Source organism: Winogradskyella sp. 3972H.M.0a.05 (assembly GCF_040493455.1).
Lineage (GTDB): Bacteria > Bacteroidota > Bacteroidia > Flavobacteriales > Flavobacteriaceae > Microcosmobacter.
The window spans coordinates 624,699-645,785 of the sequence record NZ_JANFDA010000002.1 but is presented as its reverse complement, the minus strand read 5'-3'; the positions used below and the strand labels follow the sequence as shown (position 1 = coordinate 645,785).

The window sequence follows — 21,087 nt, the reverse complement described above, 5'->3', positions numbered from 1 at the left end:
CTACTCTTTTACCATACTTAAAAAGTAAACCATTACTCCTTTTTCGTGTAGATGACTACAACACCATTTTTAGCTTTGTCACCGTATTTTTTTATCGCTTCGTCACCTTTGATAACATTGATTTTTTCGATACTGTCAGTATCTAAATCTACAATTTCATCTCTCTTTATCTCTTTTCCATCCAGTATAAATAATGGCTCTTCTCCATCTTCGTTTCCTGAGATAAAGAAGTAGTTTCCTTTTCCTTTACCTATTTTACCAACAGTGACATCTTCGTCATCAGTCCAAACTCTTGCACCACTACCTTTAATGATAATTTCTTCTACTTCGCCATCATCATGGAAGAAAACATTTCCGCTTCCAGATTTTCCAGTGTTCAAAATTATAACACCATTTTTGGCTTTGTCACCATATTTTTTGAGCGCTTTATCTCCTTTAATAATATCGAAAGTGGTAATAGATTTCGACTTCACAAGACCAGGATAAATCTTTTCTAATTCTTCAACAGAGATTTCCTTTCCGTCTTTGATGAATAAATACTCTGTGTACTTGCCTATGTCTGTATCATCATCTGAATGGATTCTATATGTAAAACCATTAGAAGATCTTACTTTATGCTTTTTCCCATCTTGTTTGATAATGATATCTACGTCGTGATCGTCATCATCATCTGAATGAAAGTATACATTGGCGCTACCAGTACTTCTATGTTTGCCTCCTACAACTTTAACTTTATGTCCATTAACAAAATGCAATTCTTTGCTGTCACTAATTGAGATATTGTTTTTATCGAACTTTATTGTGATTGGGTCAATAGCATCGTCATCATTTGCCGAATATTTTACCTTAGAATTACCAGATTCTGCATTGATACTAATCGCAGTTATTTCGCCTTGATTATTTCTTTTAATGCCTTTGAATTTTATAGTAATACCTTTCTCCTTAAGCTCAGCTTTAAGGCTTTCAAAATCTGCCTTAGAGAAATCTTTGGTAATCTTTACAACTTCTGTGAAAGCTACAGTAGGTTTAGCGCTTCCAATTGCATTGACAGTTGTAGTAGCCTTGCGAGGTTGTGTTTTGACTTTTTTAGGAGCAACCTTGTTCGCTACTTTTGGTGTTTCTTCTTTACCCAAGTAAGAATGAAACGCCTTCTCCATATTGAGCGTATAATCTCCTACAAAGTTGTTGGATTTTAGGCTAGCTTCTTTTTCAATATATATAGTTTTAGTGTTGAAACTCATTAAGAATACTGCAAGTAATGGCAATACTAATAAAGGTTTCCACTGATTTTTTTTGTTAGATCTGTTTTTGTGTAACATAACGATACGTTTTTTAATTAATGAACTGTAAAAATTGTTGACCAAAGAGAGTTTTAATCCTTTAACACTGGTCTTTAGTAATAATTTTTGGTAGCTAGAATCACAGCTAGAAACACTTTGGGCATTATGATCTGCAATGTATTCCAAGTTTTGCTGAAGCGATTTCTTATACAGCCAAACGAAAGGATTGAACCAAAAAATTATTGTAATTAATTGTGATAAAATGATATCTATAGAGTGCCACTGGTTAGCATGTACCTTTTCATGATTAATAATCAGTTCCAATTCTTTATCATTAAATTGTTTTGGGTTGAAAACAATCCAGTTAAAGAATGAGAAAGGTGGCATTTGTGACGGTGTTTTTACAAAGCTGTACTTACCAGATCGTTCCTTTGTGCCTCCATATATAACTTGTGAAAGGGAGGTGATTTCAATAAAAAACCGCACACTAAAAAAGATAAGACCAGATAAATAACCCCAGGTTAAAAGAGTGATTAAGTCTACTGTAGGCTCAATATTATCTTGAGTCATTGGTATTACGCTGCCCGTAATGATTGATGTGTTGATTTCTCTCGGTGTGTATTCTACGTAAATCGGAATTGCTAAATAAGGAATGCATATTGCTATGAAAAAACCAGTTAACAAAAACCAACGGTTAGATTGAAAAAAGGTGTCGCGTTGCAGAAATATTCTGTAGCAGACATAAAAAATGATGAGTACAGCTGATGCTTTTAATAAATATTCCATGGTTAGTGTTTCTTTTCGATTAAAGCAATGATTTCTTTTAGTTCTTCTACGCTTATCTTTTCTTCTTTAGCAAAGAAGGAGACAACGTTTTTGTAAGAGTTATTAAAATAGTGTTCTATAGCATTGCTCATAAAACGCTTTTTGTAGTCTTCCTTTTTTATAATAGGGTAGTATTGATGTGTTTTTCCATAGGCAGTATAACCTACATAACCCTTATCCTCAAGGTTTCTAATGATTGTAGATAAGGTGTTGTAATGTGGTTTGTCTGTCTCAATTTCTGCCAAAACATCCTTGACAAAAGCTTTCTCTAGCTTCCAGAGAATGTGCATGATTTCTTCTTCTTTATTGGTGAGTTTTTGCATAACTATTTATTTTCATTTCAAACATATAACTATTTTTGTAGTTATACAACTAGATATATAGTTTTTTAACGAAATTTTTAGTTTTATTAGTAATCCAAACTAAATCTTATCTTCGCACTTTCGTATGAATTATTTTTTTTGAAGTTGATATAGATGAGTATTCTTTGGGTCATTTTAGGATTTATACTGTTAGTAGTAGGAGGTGAGTTTTTGGTGCGTTCTTCAGTAGCGATGTCCTTTAAGTTCAACATCTCTAAGTTGGTTATCGGAATGACCGTTGTGTCTTTTGCAACTTCTGCACCAGAACTACTAGTAAGTTTGAATGCAGCACTAAGTGGTTCTCCTGCTATAGCTATCAATAATGTAGTAGGCTCTAATATTGCTAACATTGGGCTAGTACTAGGTATCACTGCGCTTATTGGTTCTATCTCGGTAGACAAATCGTTTTACAGTTTTAATTGGCCTGTAATGATGCTGTTTTCTCTCGGGATGTATTACTTCCTTAAAAATGATGGTCAGCTTACCCCTGCAGAAGGTGGTGTGCTAGTTGCAGCATTAGTAGTGTTTTTAATACTGCTAATACGAAGAACTAAGAAAGATAAAGTTATTGAAGAGGTGGATGATGCCTTAGCTCAGGTGTCATATTTCAAAATAATCATTTGGCTAATACTAGGTGCTGTGGCATTGTATTTTGGATCAGATTGGCTTGTTGAAGGTGCTAAAGATATAGCGCGAAGTGTTGGTGTAAGCGAGGCAGTAATTTCGGTTACCATGATAGCCATTGGTACTAGTGTTCCAGAATTAGCAGCTTCAGTAATTGCAGCTGCAAGACAAGAGAAAGCAATTTCATTGGGTAATCTTATAGGGTCTAATATCTTTAATATTGGTTCAGTTTTAGGACTTACATCTATTATAAAAACGATACCAGTTACTGAAGCTGAGATTTTAAACAGAGATATCTTCTGGATGATAGGTTTTGCAGCAGTATTATTACCTATGATATTTATTCCTAAAAAATTTCAAATAAGCAGATACAAAGGATTTGTTTTGGTGTTTGCTTATAGCTTATTTATCTACTTAGTATTTAAAGGATAAAAAAACGACCTATAGAATCTATAGGCCGTTTTTCAGGATTAATATTTAATAATTAATTACGCTTCTACAGTAACGTTAGTGCTTTTAACAGTTTCTACAATTCGTCCGGCAACTTTATAAGGATCAGCATTAGAAGCAGGTCTTCTGTCTTCTAACCATCCTTTCCAACCTTTCTCAACAGTAATAATTGGAATACGGATTGAAGCACCTCTATCAGAAACACCATAACTGAAATCATTTATGGAAGCAGTTTCATGCAGACCAGTTAAACGTTGATCATTATATTGACCATAAACAGCAATATGTTCTTTAGCTACAGGTCTGAAAGCTTCACATACTTGCTCATATACTTCCTGACTTCCACAAGTTCTAAGTAAGGTATTTGAGAAGTTTGCATGCATACCAGAACCATTCCAATCTCCTTTTACAGGTTTTGGGTGATATTCTATATAATATCCATAATCTTCAGTAAGTCTATCTAATAAGTAACGTGCTACCCAAACTTGGTCACCAGCGTTTTTAGCACCTTTAGCAAAGATTTGGAACTCCCACTGTCCACAAGCAACCTCTTGGTTAATACCTTCAAAATTGATTCCTGCTGCGATACATAAATCTGCATGGTCTTCAACAAGCTGTCTTCCATGAGTATTTCTTCCACCTACAGAACAATAATAAAGTCCTTGAGGCCCTGGGTAACCACCTACAGGGAATCCTAGAGGAAGTTGAGTTTGAGTGTCCATGATAAAATACTCCTGCTCAAAGCCAAACCAAAAATCATTATCGTCATCATCGATTTTTGCTCTTGCATTTGTTGGGTGCGCCGTACCGTCTGCATTAAGTACTTCTGTCATTACTAAGTAACCGTCCTTTCTTGCAGGATCTGGAAAAATTGCCACAGGCTTTAATAAACAGTCAGAAGAACCACCTTCTGCTTGTTTTGTGGAAGATCCATCAAAAGACCATATTGGACAATCTTCTAATTTTCCACTAAAATCTTCTTCGATTTTAGTCTTACTTCTCATGTTTTGAGTTGGGAAGTAACCATCTAACCAAATGTATTCTAACTTAGACTTGCTCATGATGTGTTGTTTAGTTTAAAATTTCACCCTGCAAATATTAATAATTTACATTTAACCTCAAAAAAAATAGGGTTAAATTGGATAAAATGTTATTAACAGGTGTTAATACCCTAAAAATTTAGGGGTAAAAGTGATAAATTATATAAAATGATTAATTTTACCCCAAAATATATGTTATGCCTGTATTAAGATTTAACGCATTAAAAGAATCTCTAAATAATAAACCAGTTCCATTTAAAGAATCTCACCGAAGATCAGAGCTTTTTGGGAGTAATGTTTTTAATGATGCTGTTATGCAACAACATCTCACCAAAGCTGCATATACTGCAATTAAAGAGGCGAAAAATGGTGCAAAAATAGATCGTATTACCGCAGATCATATAGCTGCAGGGATGAAAGAATGGGCTTTATCAAAAGGCGCTACACATTATACACATTGGTTTCAGCCATTAACAGGTGCCACAGCAGAAAAGCATGATGCTTTTTTTGAACCTGTTCAAAATGGATTGGCTATTGAGAAATTTGAAGGTGGACAGTTAGTACAGCAAGAACCAGATGCGTCGAGTTTTCCGAGTGGAGGCATTAGAAATACTTTTGAGGCGAGAGGCTACACAGCATGGGATCCGACATCGCCAGCATTTATATATGGCACTACACTTTGTGTGCCAACAGTTTTTGTATCCTATACAGGAGAAGCACTAGATTACAAGACACCATTGTTAAAAGCACTGCAAGCTGTTGATACAGCTGCGGTTGCAGTGTGTAAATATTTCGATAAGAATGTTAGAAAAGTAAATGCATCTTTAGGATGGGAGCAAGAGTATTTTTTAATAGATAGTGCTTTGGCGAATTCCAGACCAGATATTATGTTGACGGGAAGAACACTTCTCGGACACTCTTCAGCCAAAGGGCAACAATTAGATGACCATTATTTTGGAACCATACCAAATAGGGCAATGGCATTTATGCGCGATTTGGAGACTGAGTGCATGAAGCTTGGCATTCCAGTAAAAACGAGGCATAATGAAGTGGCGCCAAATCAGTTTGAACTTGCACCGATATATGACGAAGCCAATTTAGCTGTGGACCACAATTCATTATTGATGGATGTAATGGATAAAGTGGCAGAGCGTCATAACTTCAAAGTATTATTTCACGAAAAGCCTTTTGCTGGAGTAAATGGTTCAGGTAAACACAATAATTGGAGTCTTGGTACAGATACAGGAGTGAATTTACTTAGTCCAGGAAAAACACCTATGAGCAACCTTCAGTTTTTGACATTCTTTGTAAACACCATTAAGGCTGTTCATGATTATGAGGAATTATTAAGAGCATCAATCGCTTCTGCAAGTAATGATCATCGTTTAGGAGCTAACGAAGCTCCACCAGCGATAATGTCAGTGTTTATTGGTGATCAGTTAACCAAAGTATTGGAAGATCTGGAAAGTGTCACTAAAGGAAAGTTATCACCTCAAGAAAAAACAGATCTTAAGTTGAATGTAGTAGGGAAAATTCCAGAGATATTATTGGATAATACGGACAGAAACAGAACATCGCCTTTTGCATTTACTGGTAATAAATTTGAATTCAGGGCTGTTGGGTCTAAGGCAAATTGTGCTAACCCAATGACAGTGCTAAACTCTATTGTTGCTAAGCAATTGACCGAATTCAAACAAGAAGTAGATAAGCTTATTGATTCTAAAAGCATGAAGAAGGATGATGCCGTTTTTAATGTGCTTAGAGAGTATATAAAACAATCTAAAGCTATACTTTTTGAAGGTAATGGTTACAGCGAAGCCTGGGAAAAAGAAGCCAAAAAGAGAGGATTAAGTAACAATAAAACAACTCCAGAAGCACTTAAAGCAAGAGTTTCTAAATCTGCGATAAGTCTATTTGAAGATTTAGGTGTGATGAATGCAGTTGAGTCTAAAGCCAGATATGAAATAGAGGTAGAGGAATATGTACTTCGTATTCAGATAGAAGGTAGGGTTTTAGGTGATATTGCTCGTAACCATGTGGTACCAACTGCTGTTCGTTATCAGAATATTTTGATTGATAATGTGAAAGGTTTGAAGGCAATCTATGATAAAGATTACAAGAAGTTTGCAAACGAACAGCTTAAACTTATTGAAGCAATTTCATACCATATCGAAGCTATCAATTCTGGTGTTACGCTGATGACAGATGAACGAAGAAAAGCAAATGCTATAGATGATGTAGAGAAGAAAGCAAAGGCTTATTGCGAAAAAGTGAAACCTTTATTTGATGACATCAGATACCATTCCGATAAGCTGGAATTACTTGTAGATGACGAGCTTTGGCCACTGACTAAATATAGAGAGTTGTTGTTCACGCGATAGGATAAGAATGTATTTACTTACAAAACTGTAAGATTTACTTTTCTTTTTTCAAAAAAGGTCGAAATTTTACTACGTAATCATACGTATTTAGATGCAGAAAAACGGGTAACGAATTGTAATTCAACCCTTATATTTTACCTCTAATCGAAATTCCTGAGTTAACATTAAAGAAAACTTATTAATCATTTATTAACAGTAATTTAATTTAGTAAATTTGAAATGCTATTAATCAATGTTTCTAAAAATGAAAAAGTTACTACTCAGTGTAGCAGCTTTATTGCTTGCTACCGTGTTGTTATCTTTGGATGATTCTAACAATGTCAAAGAGAATATTACTCAAGACGATTCGCTTAAGGTCGAAAAAAGATTAGAAACCGAATCTTAAGAATTAGGTTAAAAGGTAACTTTGGATTTTTTAAAGTTTAGTAAAAACTACTTTAAGAAAATCGGAAAAGACAAAATAATAATTCCATTATTGTTTTGTCTTTTTGCTTTGTAGGAATTCACTTCTCATTATAACCCGTTGATATTTAATTTTTTATATTGCGATTCTAGAACCCTTAATCTTGAGCTTCGCAGGCGAGTGTTATGCATTGTTTAATGTATAATTAAACTCAAAATTGATGATAGCAAAAACTTCGTTGATTAAGGTGTTAATCTTAATCTCTGCAGTAATGATGTTTAACGTCGTTTCTGCACAAAATGATTCCATACAAGAATCTACGTCCTGGAATAAGTTTATCGATTTTTATGACCTCAGAGGAACGAACACTATCACTACTGGTGTAGGAACAGCAGTAATGAATGGCGATTTTCAAGACCCAATGTTCGAGATTTATTTCAAAGGCGGTTATAAAAGGTTTATTACTCCTCACTTCGGAATAAGTATTAGCTACCATAAGTTTAATCTGGCCTATGAAGATGTTTTCAATTTTGGTTATATGTCTTTCGATTTAAATTTGGAATATCTCATGTTGCCGCACAAAAGAGTTTCACCGTTCATTTTTGGAGGAGCAGGTTACAATGCTTCAAATTATTTTGAAGAGACAGCAACCAAGGCACAAGCAGGTGGAGGTATAGAATGTGTTATTGCCGATGGCTTGGCGGTATCACTCTTTACAGATTACAATTATGTATTCGATGATACACTAGATGGTTTAGAAGCTGGAGACTCAGATGATACTTATTTCAGAATAGGCTTTGGTGTTAATTTCTATTTTGGCGGTGCAAAAAAGAAAGCTAAGCTAATGGGAGGAAGGACAGTGATCAATTCCAATTTAATTTACCCTAAGAAAGATAGAGTCACTAAATAATTCTTTTTTTTGAAATCTACATCGCGACAATGTTTATTTTTGTACTTCAAAATTAAAGCATGAGTCAAGACGTAAGTAAACGCTATGCATTACGCGGTGTTTCGGCAGCCAAAGAAGATGTCCATAATGCAATTAAGAACATCGATAAAGGATTATTTCCAAAGGCGTTCTGTAAAATTGTTCCAGACCATTTAACTAATGATGAGGATTACTGCCTCATTATGCATGCAGATGGTGCAGGTACTAAATCGTCTCTGGCTTATATGTATTGGAAAGAAACTGGAGATGTATCGGTATGGAAGGGTATTGCTCAAGATGCTTTAATAATGAATGTAGATGATCTCCTTTGTGTGGGAGCTACAGATAACATTATGTTGTCTTCTACTATTGGCCGAAATAAAAGCTTGATTCCTGGTGAAGTAATTTCTGCTATTATCAATGGTACTGAAGAATTAATTAACGAACTGAAAGGTTTTGGAGTCACCATTCACTCAACAGGAGGAGAGACTGCAGATGTTGGTGATTTGGTTAGAACTATTATTGTGGATTCTACCGTTACAGCGCGTATGAAGCGTAGTGATGTTATCGATAATGCTAACATTAAAGCTGGAGATGTTATCGTTGGTTTGGAATCATTTGGTCAAGCAACTTACGAGAAGGAATACAATGGCGGCATGGGAAGTAATGGATTAACATCTGCTAGACATGATGTGTTTCATAAGTATTTAGTTGACAAATATCCAGAAAGTTTTGATGCTTCTGTTCCTGAAGATTTGGTTTACTCTGGAAACACTAAGCTTACCGACTCTGTAGAGGATTCACCGTTAGATGCTGGTAAATTGGTGCTTTCACCAACTAGAACTTATGCTCCAATAATCAAGAAGATATTATCTAAGTATACTGCCGAAGATGTTCATGGAATGGTGCATTGTTCAGGTGGAGCACAAACAAAGATTCTTCATTTTATTGATAATTTACATATTGTGAAGGATAACATGTTTGCTATTCCACCACTATTCAAATTGATACAAGAGCAATCAAAAACAGATTGGAAAGAGATGTATCAAGTCTTCAATTGTGGGCATAGAATGGAATTGTATGTTAATCCTGAAATCGCTGAAGATATTATCGCCATATCCAAATCCTTTAACGTAGACGCACAAATTGTTGGACGTGTAGACGCTTCAGAAGAAAAGAAACTCACAATAAGCAGCGAATATGGTGAGTTTAAGTATTAAAGTACTAGATTAACCATTTGATTTAATGGTCATCTATTGTTCTATTATGATCGCTCTTTATATTTGCAAACCCTCCAATCACATAAATTGGCCATGCAAAGCCCACCCAAAAGATAGATGTTTGTAAAGGAGGCTCCTTAGCATTTTCTGATAAGGCAAAGATTCCGAAAAGTATTGAAGTAATTATATAGCTTAGCAGTATTACCCAATACCACTTAATATCAAAATCCCAAAATTTATAAGTGATAAAAGCGAATATTATCAACAATACAGTCGAACGAGTTTTATTCATATTCTAATTTTAATAGCACATCGCACCACATGAAAAGGTTGCTCAGTTAATTCTATATAAAATTAGTGTAAAATTTTGATTTTCAGTAATATAAAAAGCTGAAAAATGAACACTTACTCATATTCTACTTCGACTTCGTCAGTCAGAGGAACGCTTTGACAGCTTAAGATGTAACCTTGCTCAATTTCCTTATCCGTAAGCGATATGTTATTGTGCATGTGTACTTTTCCTTTTTTAAGGACGCAAATACAGGTAGAGCATACACCGCCTTCACAAGAATAAGGAGGGTCGTATTTATTGTCTATTAAAGCTCTTAGAATTGTTTTTCCTTCCGGAACTGTAATTTCTACTGTTTCATCATCTAAGGTTGCCGTAAGTTTAGCTTTAACCGCAGTATTAGAGTCTGCACTTTCATTTTTGGTATCACCAAAGCTTTCAATATGGATGCGCTCTTCAGGAACATCAATGTTTTGCAGCGCTTGCTTAGTGTTTTCTATCATGGTTCCTGGGCCGCAAATGAAGTATTCAGCATTTTGTGCATAAGGAGGGAATTCATCTACAAACCATTTTACAGCATCAGAATCTACTCGCCCTTTTCTGTGTTCCATTTTTTGCTTACTCGACCAGAAACTGCTTTTAGGTTTACTCAATGTATGTACTAACGCCAATCGGTCTTTGTACTCTTCCTGAAGGGTATTTAATTCATCTTTGAACATGATCGAATCTTGGTTTCTGTTACCATAGATCATGTGAACAAAGCTTTTTTCTTCAGTAAGCAATACTGTTTTTAAAATTGAAAGTATTGGTGTGATACCACTACCAGCAGCAAACAAATAGTAAGTTTTGTAATTATCCTTTTTTACATCGGCAAAGAAACGGCCATCTGGAGGCATTACTTGTACTACACTACCAGCTGATACATGATCGTTGATATGATTAGAAACCAATCCATTCTCGACGCGCTTAACACCAACTTGAAGTGGTTCTTCTAAAACTGGTGTGCTACATAGCGAATAAGAACGACGAACTTCTTCACCATTCAAATTGAACTTAAGCGTTAGATATTGACCAGGTTTATAATTGAAAGTCTCATACAGATCGTGAGGAACATCGAAAGACACAGAAACAGAATCTTGAGTCTGTTGTTTGGTCTCTAAGACTTTTAGCTGATAGAATTTACTCATGAATATTAAATATTAGCTCCGTGTGCAACCATCCATTTCTTTACTTCTTCTTGAAAACGCTGTACAGCGTATTCTCCTCGTTGCGCTTGAGCACCAACACTAAATTTTGGCGAACTTAAGGATTTTTGCTGTTGCTCACAAGCAAAGATATCTTCAGCCATAAAATCTCCAGACGACATTGGATCTGTTTCGGAATCTCCATCGTATTTTCCTTTGTTGCCGTAATGCTGCCAAACTTTGCTCATAGCTGATTTGGTATACTGTTTTGTGTATTCCCATTCGCTCACATTCATGGTCTTAGAACGAATAACTATTAAGGTTCTATCTGGAGCCAGAGGTATAGCATGAAACGTACTCCAAGTACTTTCTCCTTCGGTAATGCCAATATTAGGAAACAACCAAGGCACATAAGCTCCAATTTTGTCTTCGGGCACAGAGTCGATTAAAGGATAAGGCGCAGCATTTTTTAGATCAGCCATATAGTCGTCTACTAAAGGTTCATAAAACCAATAATGAGGACCCTTCCAACCAAATTCAGCATTGGCATGATCGTACATGTTCAAAGTACCTTCGTGCAAGTGTGCTAGATGGTAATGATCTATATAATTCTCTACGATAATTTTCCAATTAGCATTGATTTCTTTTGCATAGAATGGTTCTTCTTCATTTTCGCTAAACTCTACTAGCTCTTCTACAATATGAGGTCCTAAATACGGCTCAACTTCACCAAAAAACTCCATAATGCTTGGTGCATCTTTTTCAGGATGAACAAATAACATACCCTTAAAAATATCTACAGAAGCTTCGTGCAAATTCAATCCACACTCGTGTAATGGTTTCTTTAGTTCAGGAAACTCCTGCTCTTGCTTTGGGAGACTAATCAATTTACCTTCCAAATCATAAGTCCAATCGTGATAAGGACAGGTAATAGCTTTTTTGCCTTTTCCAACAGCACGTAATAACTGTGTGCCTCTGTGGCGACACATATTATGAAATGCTCTAAGACGATTATCTCTTCCTTTTACAATGAAAATATTATTCAATCCTGCCTGCACTGAAATAAAGTCGCCTGGATTTGCCACATCTTCTACTAAGCCAGCAAATTGCCAAGTAGTACTAAACAAATGCTTCATTTCTAAATCAAACCAATCCTTGGAAGTGTAAGCTTCTACAGGAAGTGCATGCATCATATTTTGTTTACTCATAATTGTGTTTGTATGTTAATAGTGCAAATCTCTTAAAGATATCAAAACTTTCTTTTGATATGGATCAAAATCTATTCTACAAGCAAATACGGTAGCATCGTTGCAAATGTTATTAGTGTCCAAACCGCAACCATGACCCAATACATTGCTGGCGATTCTTTGCGCTTTATAGTTTCTACGAAATGAATCTCATTTGTAGCTAAAACATTTACCAAGCCAAGAAAAATGAGTAATGCCCAAAACCAATTCCATTTGAAATAAATAGCAAAAACCATAAGTGCTAAAGCCAGAAGAGTTTTCCAGTGTTTCATGTTAAATGGTTTTTAAACGAGAACTGATTTCTCTCAATCGTATAATTTGCTGAAAGATAATAGGCAGCATAAACACTCCAGTAGAGAATTCTAACACATAGGTCAGCACAGCAAAAATACTTCCAGCTGTGGCATCTACAGCACTCGCAGAAGCATACAATGCAAAAATTGCCAAGACAAATAGGACGATTTCAATGATTGAAAAATTGATGGTTTCCAAATCACTCATTTTTACTAACCATTTGGCAATATTCCTGAAATGATTAAAAATCCCTGTTTGCTCCCTAGCTTCAAGGACATTGATTCTATGCTCGAGTTCGTCATTTAACCCAATATTATAATTGTAAATACGCTTAGTGCTAAATGTATAAATCAGTAGAATTATGATTATTGAAATAAGACAACCTACAAAAATCCACCAATCGAACAATGCTAGCATCACTAGCGCTCCAATAACACCAATTGCTGAGGTGAAACCTTGAGTGATATCGTGCTCAAAGAAATCAACTAGTTCTTTTATGAGTGCACTTCTTGCAGCGATTGCAGAAACCTCAATGCCTTTTTCATTTTGAATTTTTGCAACATCCGATGCAACATTAGTGTATATCGATGTGTAGGCGCGTGTATCGTAATAACGGCGAATCGTTCCTATGATGAATCCTAAAACGTATAGGATACAAAACAGCCACAAACCATCATTCTTACCTTCGATGAGGTCATTTATGGCAATTCCGAGAACTAGTGGTTGTAATACTTTGGTAACGTTTTCTAACACTAATAATAAAAACGTAAGTGAAATTTTCCATTTATACTGTTTGAAAATGGATTTAATAGAAAAATCTGTCATAACTAATATCAGTAATTATTCCAATCAATAAACAAAGTTGACAATGAGTATACCGACATTAACAACCAAGTCAAAACAATAATCCAATACAAGACAGGATTTTCGTCTTTAGCTATGGGTTCAATAAAATAGGTAACACCTCTAAATAAGTCTGGAACAACCCAAATAAGAAATAAAATTCCCCATACCCATTCCCAATTCATAACGATGGCTATATACATTAAAACAATAGCAAAGATCGTACGCCATTTGATATTGCTTTGCTTTGATGAAGCACTATTATTGGTAGTGTTACTACTTAAATGTCTCAATCTGGATGATTTGCTCATGATTAAAAATTAATACAGTTCAAAACTAAATATAAGGATTTAAGTAAAGTTTGACCTAAGTCAAAATCAACTTCATTTTTACATTTTGATATAGGTCAAAAAAAGTCTCTCTAGCTCACTATAGCTTTGCTTCAAGAAATTTTGTTATGAAGAAGTTGACTCTTTTTTTATTACCAGTATTAATGTTTGCTTGTGCAAATAATGAGCATGACTTATATGGTAAATGGGATGTTTTGAGCAAGCATTATAGTGCTACATACAAGATTCTTAAGGAGAATGATTTTATCAAGGCAAAGGTACTGTATTATAACGATGGAACCACTTTTATCAAAGCTGAAGATAGTAAGCCTTATTATGTCTTCAAAAATCTTAAAGCATCTGATGGACTATTTGTGGATGCTATATCTGGAGCAACTAAAGCGGATACTTCTAACGTGGAAATTTCAATACACATTAAACATAAAGATACTCTAGAGGTAACAAAGTACATCATGAAAAAACCCCTTGAAGAGTTATGGATAAGACACAAATAAATATAATTAATATGAAGAAAATGATAACTCCTTTAACTATTGTGGCTATGGCAATTCAAAGCTGTAGTGTAGAAAATGTCAGGAATATTGCTGGGAATGTAGATCCAACAAACGGAGGAACAAATCCAGGGCAAACCACTGAAGTAATTCCTGTTGATATCACTGAAGACGGTTTTGATTTTATGGAGAAAATGCAAGGCCATTGGGTTGGAAATAACCTTGTGATTAATCAAGATTATCCATTCTTCGCATGGGATTACAGAGCGATATCTCCTTCGCATACTTTCGGAATTCATGAAGGTGGATCAGCAGGGAATTTATTCACTTCGTTTTTTGTCACTAATTACAAAGGGAAACGAACCATCATGGCGCGAAATGGAGGCTTATTAAATGGTATTTATAGAACCAGCTATTTCGTAATGGATAAGGTAGAAAATAGAGAAAATGGTCGCTATTACAGATTAGTAGATGCAGTTGGAGGCGACGGGATTATGTATATGGAACTAAGGTTCCCTAATGCTACAGATAGTTTATACTTTAATTCGTATACAAGCGGATTGGGAGATAGGATTCCGAACAGGCACATGACGTTTAAGGGTGTAAAGATGCATCCTGAACTTGCAGAACAAGCTGCACAAGTTGTAGGTTATCCGCAAAATACGGTAGACGAAGGATTAGACTTTGCTAATGGGTTTAATCAAGATTATTTATTTGTTAAAGACGGTTTAGGTGAAGCAAATTCAGCCACATTTTTAGCTGTACAAGAAACCAATGACTTATTTGAACTAGCACCACTATCTGGAGATCCATACATCATTACTGACCATCCACAATTGGGATATGTTTTAGTAAATATAGATAGAGGTGATATTCCAGCTGATCAACCATTACAACTATACTTCTCAAAAGACCCGTTGACTGATGAGTATGGTTTTTTCTCAGCAGACTTACAAGCTTATAATTCGATACTACATTTTCCAGTACTGACTATTGGTGAAAATCAATTCTTAATGACCTATATGCATCCTGGAGATTATTATGTAACTGTGGTTGCAGATATGGATGGTGATCTTTCGATTTCGGAAGGCGATATCACACATCCACAACGAATGATAACCCTAAACCCTTTAGGAGGAATAGAAATAACGATTGACAATATTAATGTTGAAAATTAATACCATGACGAAACGCATTTTCAAAATAGGATTATTGGCAGTATTGCTAAATTCTTGTACCGCAGCAATCATTGATGAAGGTAATAAATCCACATTGCCACCTTTGAATCGTACGGTTACCTATCAATCCGATATTCAATCTATAATGACCAATAGCTGTATTACTTGTCATGCTGGACCAGCACCAAATGCAGGGTTAGATTTATCTAATTACCAAAACACAAGGTTTTCTGCAGAGGAAGGTAGTTTGGTCACTAGAATGAATAATCTAAACAACCCAATGCCACCCAGTGGAAAACTATCGCCACAAATTCTTCAGATTATAGATAAGTGGGTAACGGATGGATTTCCCGAAAATTAATCAGGAGAATCAACTTCAAAGTTGTTGTATTAAAAAATGCTATTCATATCTAAAACGAGAATCTTATGAAAAACCTAATATTTAGTGTGGTTCTATTAATGACCATTTCTGTATCTGCCCAGAAGTATTTTACTAAGACAGGAATTACAGAGTTTAAAGCTTCAGTCGAAGCCTTCGAGCCTGTTGAAGCTGTAAACAAAAGCACAACAGCGATTCTTAATGTTGAGAATGGAGACATAGCTGGTCTTTTGTTCTTGAAAGCGTTTCACTTTAAAGTTGCGTTAATGCAAGAACATTTCAATGAGAACTACATGGATTCGGACAAATATCCTAAAGCCACTTTCAAAGGAAGAATTTTAGATTTCAGTTTTGATGAACTTACAGAAGACGGAAAGCTGTTAAAATTGGATGGCGTGTTAAACCTCAGAGGAAAAGATAAAGCAATCAGTACCATTGCTAAGCTAACTAAGGTTGGAGATAAGATACAGGTAACATCCACATTTAGTGTAGAGCCTCAGGACTTCGATATAAAGATTCCTGGAATAGTTAAGGATAAGATTGCAAAAACCATTAATGTAAGACTCAACTATGAACTTATCGAAAAGAAGTAAAATAGCACTCTCAATTTTAGTATTGGTCATACTTGGAGGTGTTTACGCCTATAAAGTCGCATACAAGCCACATAAGACTATTGATGAACGCGAAGTGAAGTTTTCAGGAACTGCGCAAGACTTCATTAAAACCGTAAAACAAGATGCTACCATATGGCAAGATGTAGTTGTAGAATTATCTGGAAGTGTTACAGCAAAAGATGAACAAGGATTAACTATAGAAGAATCTGTTTTTTGCCAACTTCAGGATAAAGCACAACTAGAGAACCTAGCACAAGGACAAACCATAACCATCAAAGCCAGAATGATAGGTTTTGATGACCTGCTGGAGGAATTAAAATTAGATCAAACCAAAATCATAGAATAGGAGCGAGTCAAAGTCACCTAAAACATTCAAACTAATGAAACCATACATCATAATTATAATTTGTACACTTTTTGCCGTCAATACAATCTATGCGCAAGATGATTTATTGGACGAGCTAGAGGCTGAGTCCGAGGAACAAGTTTTTCAACAGCCAGCTTTCAAAGCCATGAAGATTGGAAACCTGCAATCTACCAAAGTAGCTGCAAAAAAAGACTTCTATCTCTATGTCTCTCATCGCTTTGGAACATTAGATGATGGACTTACTACGTTCTTTGGCTTTGATAATGCCAACACCAAAATTCAACTCGTTTATGGTATACTGGATGGTGTACAGCTAGGCGTTGGTAGAGAATCTATAAGACAAACCTATTCGGCACATATAAAAGCACGAATTAAGTCTCAAACTCAGGAGTTTCCTGTAAATCTTGTTGCCTATGGAACAGCAAATGTGAGAACTGACCTTAGAGAAGAACAGTTTCCATTGCTACGATTTGCAGATCGTATGAGCTATGCTGCGCAACTATTGATTTCGAGGCGATTTACAAATAGTTTTTCTTTTGAAATTGCGCCAACGATTGTACGTCAGAATTTAGTCCTAGAGCCGTTTCAAGACCATAATCAGTTTGCATTGGGAGCAGGAGGGAGAATTAAAATAAGCAAACGAATGAGCATCAATGCAGACTATGTTTTCAATTTTAGCAGAGATGAAAACTCAATCTTCAATGATCCATTTACAATAGGTGTTGATATTGAAACAGGAGGTCATGTATTTCAATTATTGTTCTCTAATGCACAATCTACTAATGAACCTGGATTTATTAGTAATGCTGAAGGAAAATGGTTCAAAGATGTGTTCTTCGGATTTAATATTGTAAGAGTGTTCTAAACTACTTTCCTCTTATTCTGCTGAGCGTTTCTTGAGAAATACCAAGCATAGAAGCAATATGGCCTAGATTGGCTTTTTGAGTTATTTGAGGCATGGCATTAGTGAGCAATTCATACTTTTCTTTTGCTGAAAGGAAATAATACCCTTTAAAGAACTCGTCCATCATAGCAATTTGTTCCTCTAGAATTAATCGACCAAATCGTTCCAGTTCAGGATATTGTTTGTACAGCTCCTGCATCTGATCATAATTGATAGAAATTATAACAGAATCTTCTGTAGTTTCAAGATATTCTGTTGAAGGTTTTCTCATGATATAACTCGTCCAAGAAGTAAGAACAAAGTTTTCAAGATAAATCCAATGTGTGATATCCTTTCCGTTTAGGTAGAAAAATGAGCGTATTGCACCTTCTTGTAAAAAATAAAGATGATTGCAAGTCTTACCCTCTTCAGACAGCAATTCGCCTTTAGCATATTCTTTTTTAGAAAAAACATTTCTTATAGCAATTTCAGCCTCTTCAGATAGCTGAACATATTGTTTTATATAGTCGATGAACTTATCCATATTATTTACTTTGGAAAGTTCAGCAAAGTAATTAAAAATTGAGAGACTATATAAATTCTTTAATGACGATCAAAAACCCAATGGTTATAACGATGTCAATAAAGAATATGGTGGAAAACAGTTTAAAAGTTGATACACCAATATTTTTTAAAGCAATTAGTTTTTGTCGTGTTTTAGTTTCATTGACCAAATACCAAGCAAAAAACGTTAAAAAGAGTTTGGTAATGATTGCTGAAAAGATAAGGGGATTGAAAATTGTAATGACCAGAGTGACGGCAAAAGACCATACAAACATTGGCTTGTAAAACAACAATATAGCGGCAATACGTTGCATAATTTTAAAATTTAAAAATGAATACTAGTAATGCTCTTTTATGCTATGATTTCAAAAAATGATTGTTGCCCTTACAATAGGGTCATAATTGGTTTCTGGTTTAACAATGTTGATGGGTAATAGTTTTTTAACGGAAATCTTTCGATTTTATTTTTCAATAGTAATCGATAATTGGATTAACTTAGTAGTAGACTAGCCAATTTATAAATTATTGTATTTTTGCCACACAATTTTTTACCCTAGATGTTAGAGAAGTTACAGATAATAAAGCAACGATTTGATGAGGTAAGCGATCTCATTATTCAACCAGATATTATTTCAGATCAGAAACGCTATGTGCAATTGAACAAAGAGTACAAGGATTTGAAAATATTGGTTGAAAAGAGTAATGAATACACTACACTTTTAGACAATTTGGCCGAAGCTGAAGAAATCATTTCAGATGGGAGCGATGCGGAAATGGTTGAAATGGCCAAGATGCAATTCGACGAAGCCAAAACTAATATTCCAAAGTTAGAAGACGAAATACGCTTCCTGTTGATTCCTAAAGACCCTGAAGATGCAAAGAACGCTGTGGTAGAATTGAGAGCAGGAACAGGAGGAGATGAGGCTAGTATTTTTGCTGGAGATTTGTTCAGAATGTATACTAAGTATTGTGAGGGTAGAGGTTGGAAAGTGAGTACAGTAGATTTCAGCGAAGGGACTAATGGTGGCTTTAAAGAAATTCAGTTTGAAGTTACAGGCGAAGATGTATACGGTACATTGAAGTTTGAAGCTGGTGTACATCGTGTACAACGTGTTCCACAAACCGAAACCCAAGGAAGAGTGCATACAAGTGCTGCAACATGTATGGTATTTCCTGAAGCAGAAGAGTTTGATGTAGAAATCGACCCTAAAGACGTAAGAATAGACTTTTTCTGTTCATCAGGTCCTGGAGGACAATCAGTAAACACGACGTATTCTGCAGTTCGATTAACACATATTCCAACAGGATTAGTGGCACAATGTCAAGATCAAAAATCACAGCATAAGAACAAAGAGAAGGCATTCAAGGTATTACGTTCTCGTTTGTATGATTTAGAACTAGAGAAGAAGCAAGCAGAAGATGCTGCAAAACGTGGTTCCATGGTGACCTCTGGAGATAGAAGTGCTAAGATTAGAACATACAACTATCCTCAAGGGCGTGTTACAGATCATAGAATAGGATTGACCTTATACGATTTGCAAAATATCGTTAATGGCGACTTGCAAAAGATTATAGACGAATTAATGCTAGCAGAAAACACTCAAAAACTAAAAGCTAGTGAAGAACATATTTAGGATTTAGGTATAAGGTTTTAGGTTTTGGTAATTAGCATTGATCTTCGCATTATATGAGAAATTTTAGAGACTTAGATGTTTGGAAAGATGCTATCGTGTTAGTGAAAAAAGTTTATGCTCTAGTAGAAAACCTCCCAGAAAAGGAAAAGTTTGGATTGAGATCACAAATCACTAGAGCAGTAGTTTCTATTCCTGCAAATATAGCTGAAGGCTGTGCTAAAGATTCCCAAAAAGATTTTGTTAGATTTTTACAAATGAGTTTGGGTTCTGCATTTGAATTAGAGACACATCTTATTATTTGTAAAGAATTATCTTATATTTTCGAAACAGATACTATTATTGAAGACATAAATATTCTTCAAAAAAGAATAAATGCACTTTTAAAATATTCAAAAAGCCAAGTATAGTCTAAATATCATACCAAAGACCAAAGACCAAAGACCTATGACCAAACACCAGCTATACAGCCAAATCAAACAAAAGCAATCTTTTCTGTGCATAGGATTGGATGTAGACCTTAATAAAGTTCCAAAGCACTTATTGGAAGAAGAGGATCCAATATTTGCCTTTAATAAAGCAATAATAGACGCAACACACCATCTTTGTGTAGCATATAAACCAAATACGGCATTTTATGAAGCCTATGGTATAAAAGGATGGAAAGCTTTAGAAAAGACTATTAATTACCTTAATGAAAACCACCCTGAAATCTTTACTATAGCTGATGCAAAACGTGGTGATATAGGAAATACTAGTACCATGTATGCTAAAGCCTTTTTTGAAGACTTAGCCTTCAATAGTGTAACAGTAGCACCATACATGGGGAAAGACTCAGTAGAGCCATTTCTAGCTTTTGAAGATAAACATACAATTCTGTTGGCACTAACCTCAAATCAAGGTGCTTTTGATTTTCAAACAAAAACAGTTGAAGGTCAAGAACTGTATAAGCAAGTTTTAGAAACTTCAAAAGGATGGACAAATAGCCAAAACCTAATGTATGTTGTAGGAGCTACTAAGGCAGAATACCTAGCTGAGATTCGTCAGATAATTCCAGAAAGTTTTCTATTAGTTCCTGGAGTAGGAGCACAAGGAGGTAACCTGCAAGAGGTTTGTAAGTATGGCATGAATAGCAATGTTGGGTTACTTATTAATTCCTCTCGTGGAATCATTTATGCTTCCAATGGTAAAGATTTTGCTGAAGCAGCTGCCTCTAAAGCTAGAGAATTACAGGAGCAGATGGCAGATATTATGTCTTAG

The 21,087-nt window shown here is 35.2% G+C and carries 25 protein-coding genes; 14 read left to right on the top strand and 11 right to left on the bottom strand.

All coding sequences use genetic code 11. The features are described 5' to 3' along the window. Positions 1-32 precede the first annotated feature (32 nt). Entirely contained in the window at positions 33-2,066 is a 2,034-nt protein-coding gene (locus tag NCE97_RS06460) for a M56 family metallopeptidase (RefSeq protein ID WP_353778144.1), read from the bottom strand. A gap of 2 nt (positions 2,067-2,068) precedes the next feature. Next, positions 2,069-2,428 carry a BlaI/MecI/CopY family transcriptional regulator gene (locus tag NCE97_RS06455; RefSeq protein WP_353778143.1) on the bottom strand — a complete coding sequence of 120 codons (360 nt, stop codon included), beginning with the start codon at positions 2,426-2,428 and terminating at the stop codon, positions 2,069-2,071. Between the two features lie 153 nt (positions 2,429-2,581). Here NCE97_RS06455 and NCE97_RS06450 point away from each other — a divergent pair, with 153 nt between their 5' ends. Continuing rightward, complete coding sequence (locus tag NCE97_RS06450; protein ID WP_353778142.1) at positions 2,582-3,523, top strand: calcium/sodium antiporter; 942 nt, start codon at positions 2,582-2,584, stop codon at positions 3,521-3,523. A 56-nt stretch (positions 3,524-3,579) separates the two neighbouring features. Here the strand turns inward: NCE97_RS06450 and NCE97_RS06445 are convergent, their stop codons facing one another. After that, positions 3,580-4,602, bottom strand: coding sequence for a glutamine synthetase beta-grasp domain-containing protein (locus tag NCE97_RS06445; protein ID WP_353778141.1), 1,023 nt, complete (start codon positions 4,600-4,602; stop codon positions 3,580-3,582). A 176-nt stretch (positions 4,603-4,778) separates the two neighbouring features. On the opposite strand from NCE97_RS06445, the gene NCE97_RS06440 reads away from it, so the two are divergent. The 4 genes from NCE97_RS06440 to NCE97_RS06425 all read left to right on the top strand — a co-directional run bounded on the left by NCE97_RS06440 (position 4,779) and on the right by NCE97_RS06425 (position 9,513). After that, on the top strand, positions 4,779-6,962 hold the full coding sequence (locus NCE97_RS06440; protein ID WP_353778140.1) for a glutamine synthetase III family protein: 2,184 nt from the start codon (positions 4,779-4,781) through the stop codon (positions 6,960-6,962). A 244-nt stretch (positions 6,963-7,206) separates the two neighbouring features. Continuing rightward, a complete protein-coding gene (locus NCE97_RS06435) occupies positions 7,207-7,347 on the top strand; it encodes a hypothetical protein (protein ID WP_353778139.1) in 141 nt (46 codons plus the stop codon). Positions 7,348-7,585: 238 nt separating this feature from the next. Next, positions 7,586-8,275, top strand: a complete 690-nt coding sequence (locus NCE97_RS06430; RefSeq protein WP_353778138.1) for a putative outer membrane beta-barrel protein — start codon at positions 7,586-7,588, stop codon at positions 8,273-8,275. Between the two features lie 59 nt (positions 8,276-8,334). After that, entirely contained in the window at positions 8,335-9,513 is a 1,179-nt protein-coding gene (locus NCE97_RS06425) for an AIR synthase related protein (RefSeq protein WP_353778137.1), read from the top strand. Between the two features lie 22 nt (positions 9,514-9,535). On the opposite strand, the gene NCE97_RS06420 is transcribed toward NCE97_RS06425, so the two are convergent. The 6 genes from NCE97_RS06420 to NCE97_RS06395 form a co-directional block, all read right to left on the bottom strand. Next, positions 9,536-9,805, bottom strand: coding sequence for a hypothetical protein (locus NCE97_RS06420; protein WP_353778135.1), 270 nt, complete (start codon positions 9,803-9,805; stop codon positions 9,536-9,538). A 113-nt stretch (positions 9,806-9,918) separates the two neighbouring features. Beyond that, entirely contained in the window at positions 9,919-10,989 is a 1,071-nt protein-coding gene (locus NCE97_RS06415; RefSeq protein ID WP_353778134.1) for a 2Fe-2S iron-sulfur cluster-binding protein, read from the bottom strand. A gap of 5 nt (positions 10,990-10,994) precedes the next feature. Next, on the bottom strand, positions 10,995-12,194 hold the full coding sequence (locus tag NCE97_RS06410; RefSeq protein ID WP_353778133.1) for an aromatic ring-hydroxylating oxygenase subunit alpha: 1,200 nt from the start codon (positions 12,192-12,194) through the stop codon (positions 10,995-10,997). A gap of 71 nt (positions 12,195-12,265) precedes the next feature. After that, positions 12,266-12,505: a hypothetical protein gene (locus NCE97_RS06405; protein WP_353778132.1), complete on the bottom strand. Its 240-nt coding sequence runs from the start codon at positions 12,503-12,505 to the stop codon at positions 12,266-12,268. Between the two features lies 1 nt (position 12,506). Further along, the gene (locus tag NCE97_RS06400) at positions 12,507-13,352 is read right to left on the bottom strand and encodes an ABC transporter six-transmembrane domain-containing protein (RefSeq protein ID WP_353778131.1); all 846 of its coding nucleotides are present in this window, start codon (positions 13,350-13,352) and stop codon (positions 12,507-12,509) included. 8 nt (positions 13,353-13,360) lie between these two features. Beyond that, a complete protein-coding gene (locus tag NCE97_RS06395) occupies positions 13,361-13,681 on the bottom strand; it encodes a hypothetical protein (protein ID WP_353778130.1) in 321 nt (106 codons plus the stop codon). Positions 13,682-13,827: 146 nt separating this feature from the next. Between NCE97_RS06395 and NCE97_RS06390 the strand changes: the two genes are divergently transcribed. From NCE97_RS06390 to NCE97_RS06365, 6 genes are all read left to right on the top strand, one after another. Beyond that, positions 13,828-14,214, top strand: a complete 387-nt coding sequence (locus tag NCE97_RS06390) for a hypothetical protein (RefSeq protein ID WP_353778129.1) — start codon at positions 13,828-13,830, stop codon at positions 14,212-14,214. 11 nt (positions 14,215-14,225) lie between these two features. After that, complete coding sequence (locus tag NCE97_RS06385; RefSeq protein WP_353778128.1) at positions 14,226-15,389, top strand: hypothetical protein; 1,164 nt, start codon at positions 14,226-14,228, stop codon at positions 15,387-15,389. Positions 15,390-15,393: 4 nt separating this feature from the next. Beyond that, positions 15,394-15,750, top strand: a complete 357-nt coding sequence (locus NCE97_RS06380) for a hypothetical protein (RefSeq protein ID WP_353778127.1) — start codon at positions 15,394-15,396, stop codon at positions 15,748-15,750. 65 nt (positions 15,751-15,815) lie between these two features. Further along, positions 15,816-16,361 (top strand): YceI family protein, encoded by a 546-nt coding sequence (locus NCE97_RS06375; protein ID WP_353778126.1) that lies wholly within the window; start codon positions 15,816-15,818, stop codon positions 16,359-16,361. Beyond that, complete coding sequence (locus NCE97_RS06370; RefSeq protein ID WP_353778125.1) at positions 16,339-16,728, top strand: hypothetical protein; 390 nt, start codon at positions 16,339-16,341, stop codon at positions 16,726-16,728. Before NCE97_RS06375 ends, NCE97_RS06370 begins: the two co-directional genes overlap by 23 nt. A 34-nt stretch (positions 16,729-16,762) precedes the next feature. After that, complete coding sequence (locus NCE97_RS06365) at positions 16,763-17,614, top strand: DUF5777 family beta-barrel protein (protein ID WP_353778124.1); 852 nt, start codon at positions 16,763-16,765, stop codon at positions 17,612-17,614. Between the two features lies 1 nt (position 17,615). On the opposite strand, the gene NCE97_RS06360 is transcribed toward NCE97_RS06365, so the two are convergent. Together NCE97_RS06360 and NCE97_RS06355 are read right to left on the bottom strand one after the other, a co-directional pair. Next, positions 17,616-18,176 carry a Crp/Fnr family transcriptional regulator gene (locus NCE97_RS06360; protein ID WP_353778122.1) on the bottom strand — a complete coding sequence of 187 codons (561 nt, stop codon included), beginning with the start codon at positions 18,174-18,176 and terminating at the stop codon, positions 17,616-17,618. A 46-nt stretch (positions 18,177-18,222) separates the two neighbouring features. Then, positions 18,223-18,510 (bottom strand): hypothetical protein, encoded by a 288-nt coding sequence (locus NCE97_RS06355; RefSeq protein ID WP_353778121.1) that lies wholly within the window; start codon positions 18,508-18,510, stop codon positions 18,223-18,225. A 243-nt stretch (positions 18,511-18,753) separates the two neighbouring features. Here NCE97_RS06355 and prfA point away from each other — a divergent pair, with 243 nt between their 5' ends. Genes prfA through pyrF form a run of 3 tightly spaced genes read left to right on the top strand, consistent with a single transcriptional unit; the run spans position 18,754 to position 21,087 of the window. Beyond that, positions 18,754-19,830, top strand: a complete 1,077-nt coding sequence (gene prfA / locus NCE97_RS06350; RefSeq protein ID WP_353778119.1) for a peptide chain release factor 1 — start codon at positions 18,754-18,756, stop codon at positions 19,828-19,830. Positions 19,831-19,883: 53 nt separating this feature from the next. Further along, positions 19,884-20,237 carry a four helix bundle protein gene (locus tag NCE97_RS06345; protein WP_353778118.1) on the top strand — a complete coding sequence of 118 codons (354 nt, stop codon included), beginning with the start codon at positions 19,884-19,886 and terminating at the stop codon, positions 20,235-20,237. 37 nt (positions 20,238-20,274) lie between these two features. After that, positions 20,275-21,087 carry an orotidine-5'-phosphate decarboxylase gene (gene pyrF, locus NCE97_RS06340; RefSeq protein ID WP_353778117.1) on the top strand — a complete coding sequence of 271 codons (813 nt, stop codon included), beginning with the start codon at positions 20,275-20,277 and terminating at the stop codon, positions 21,085-21,087.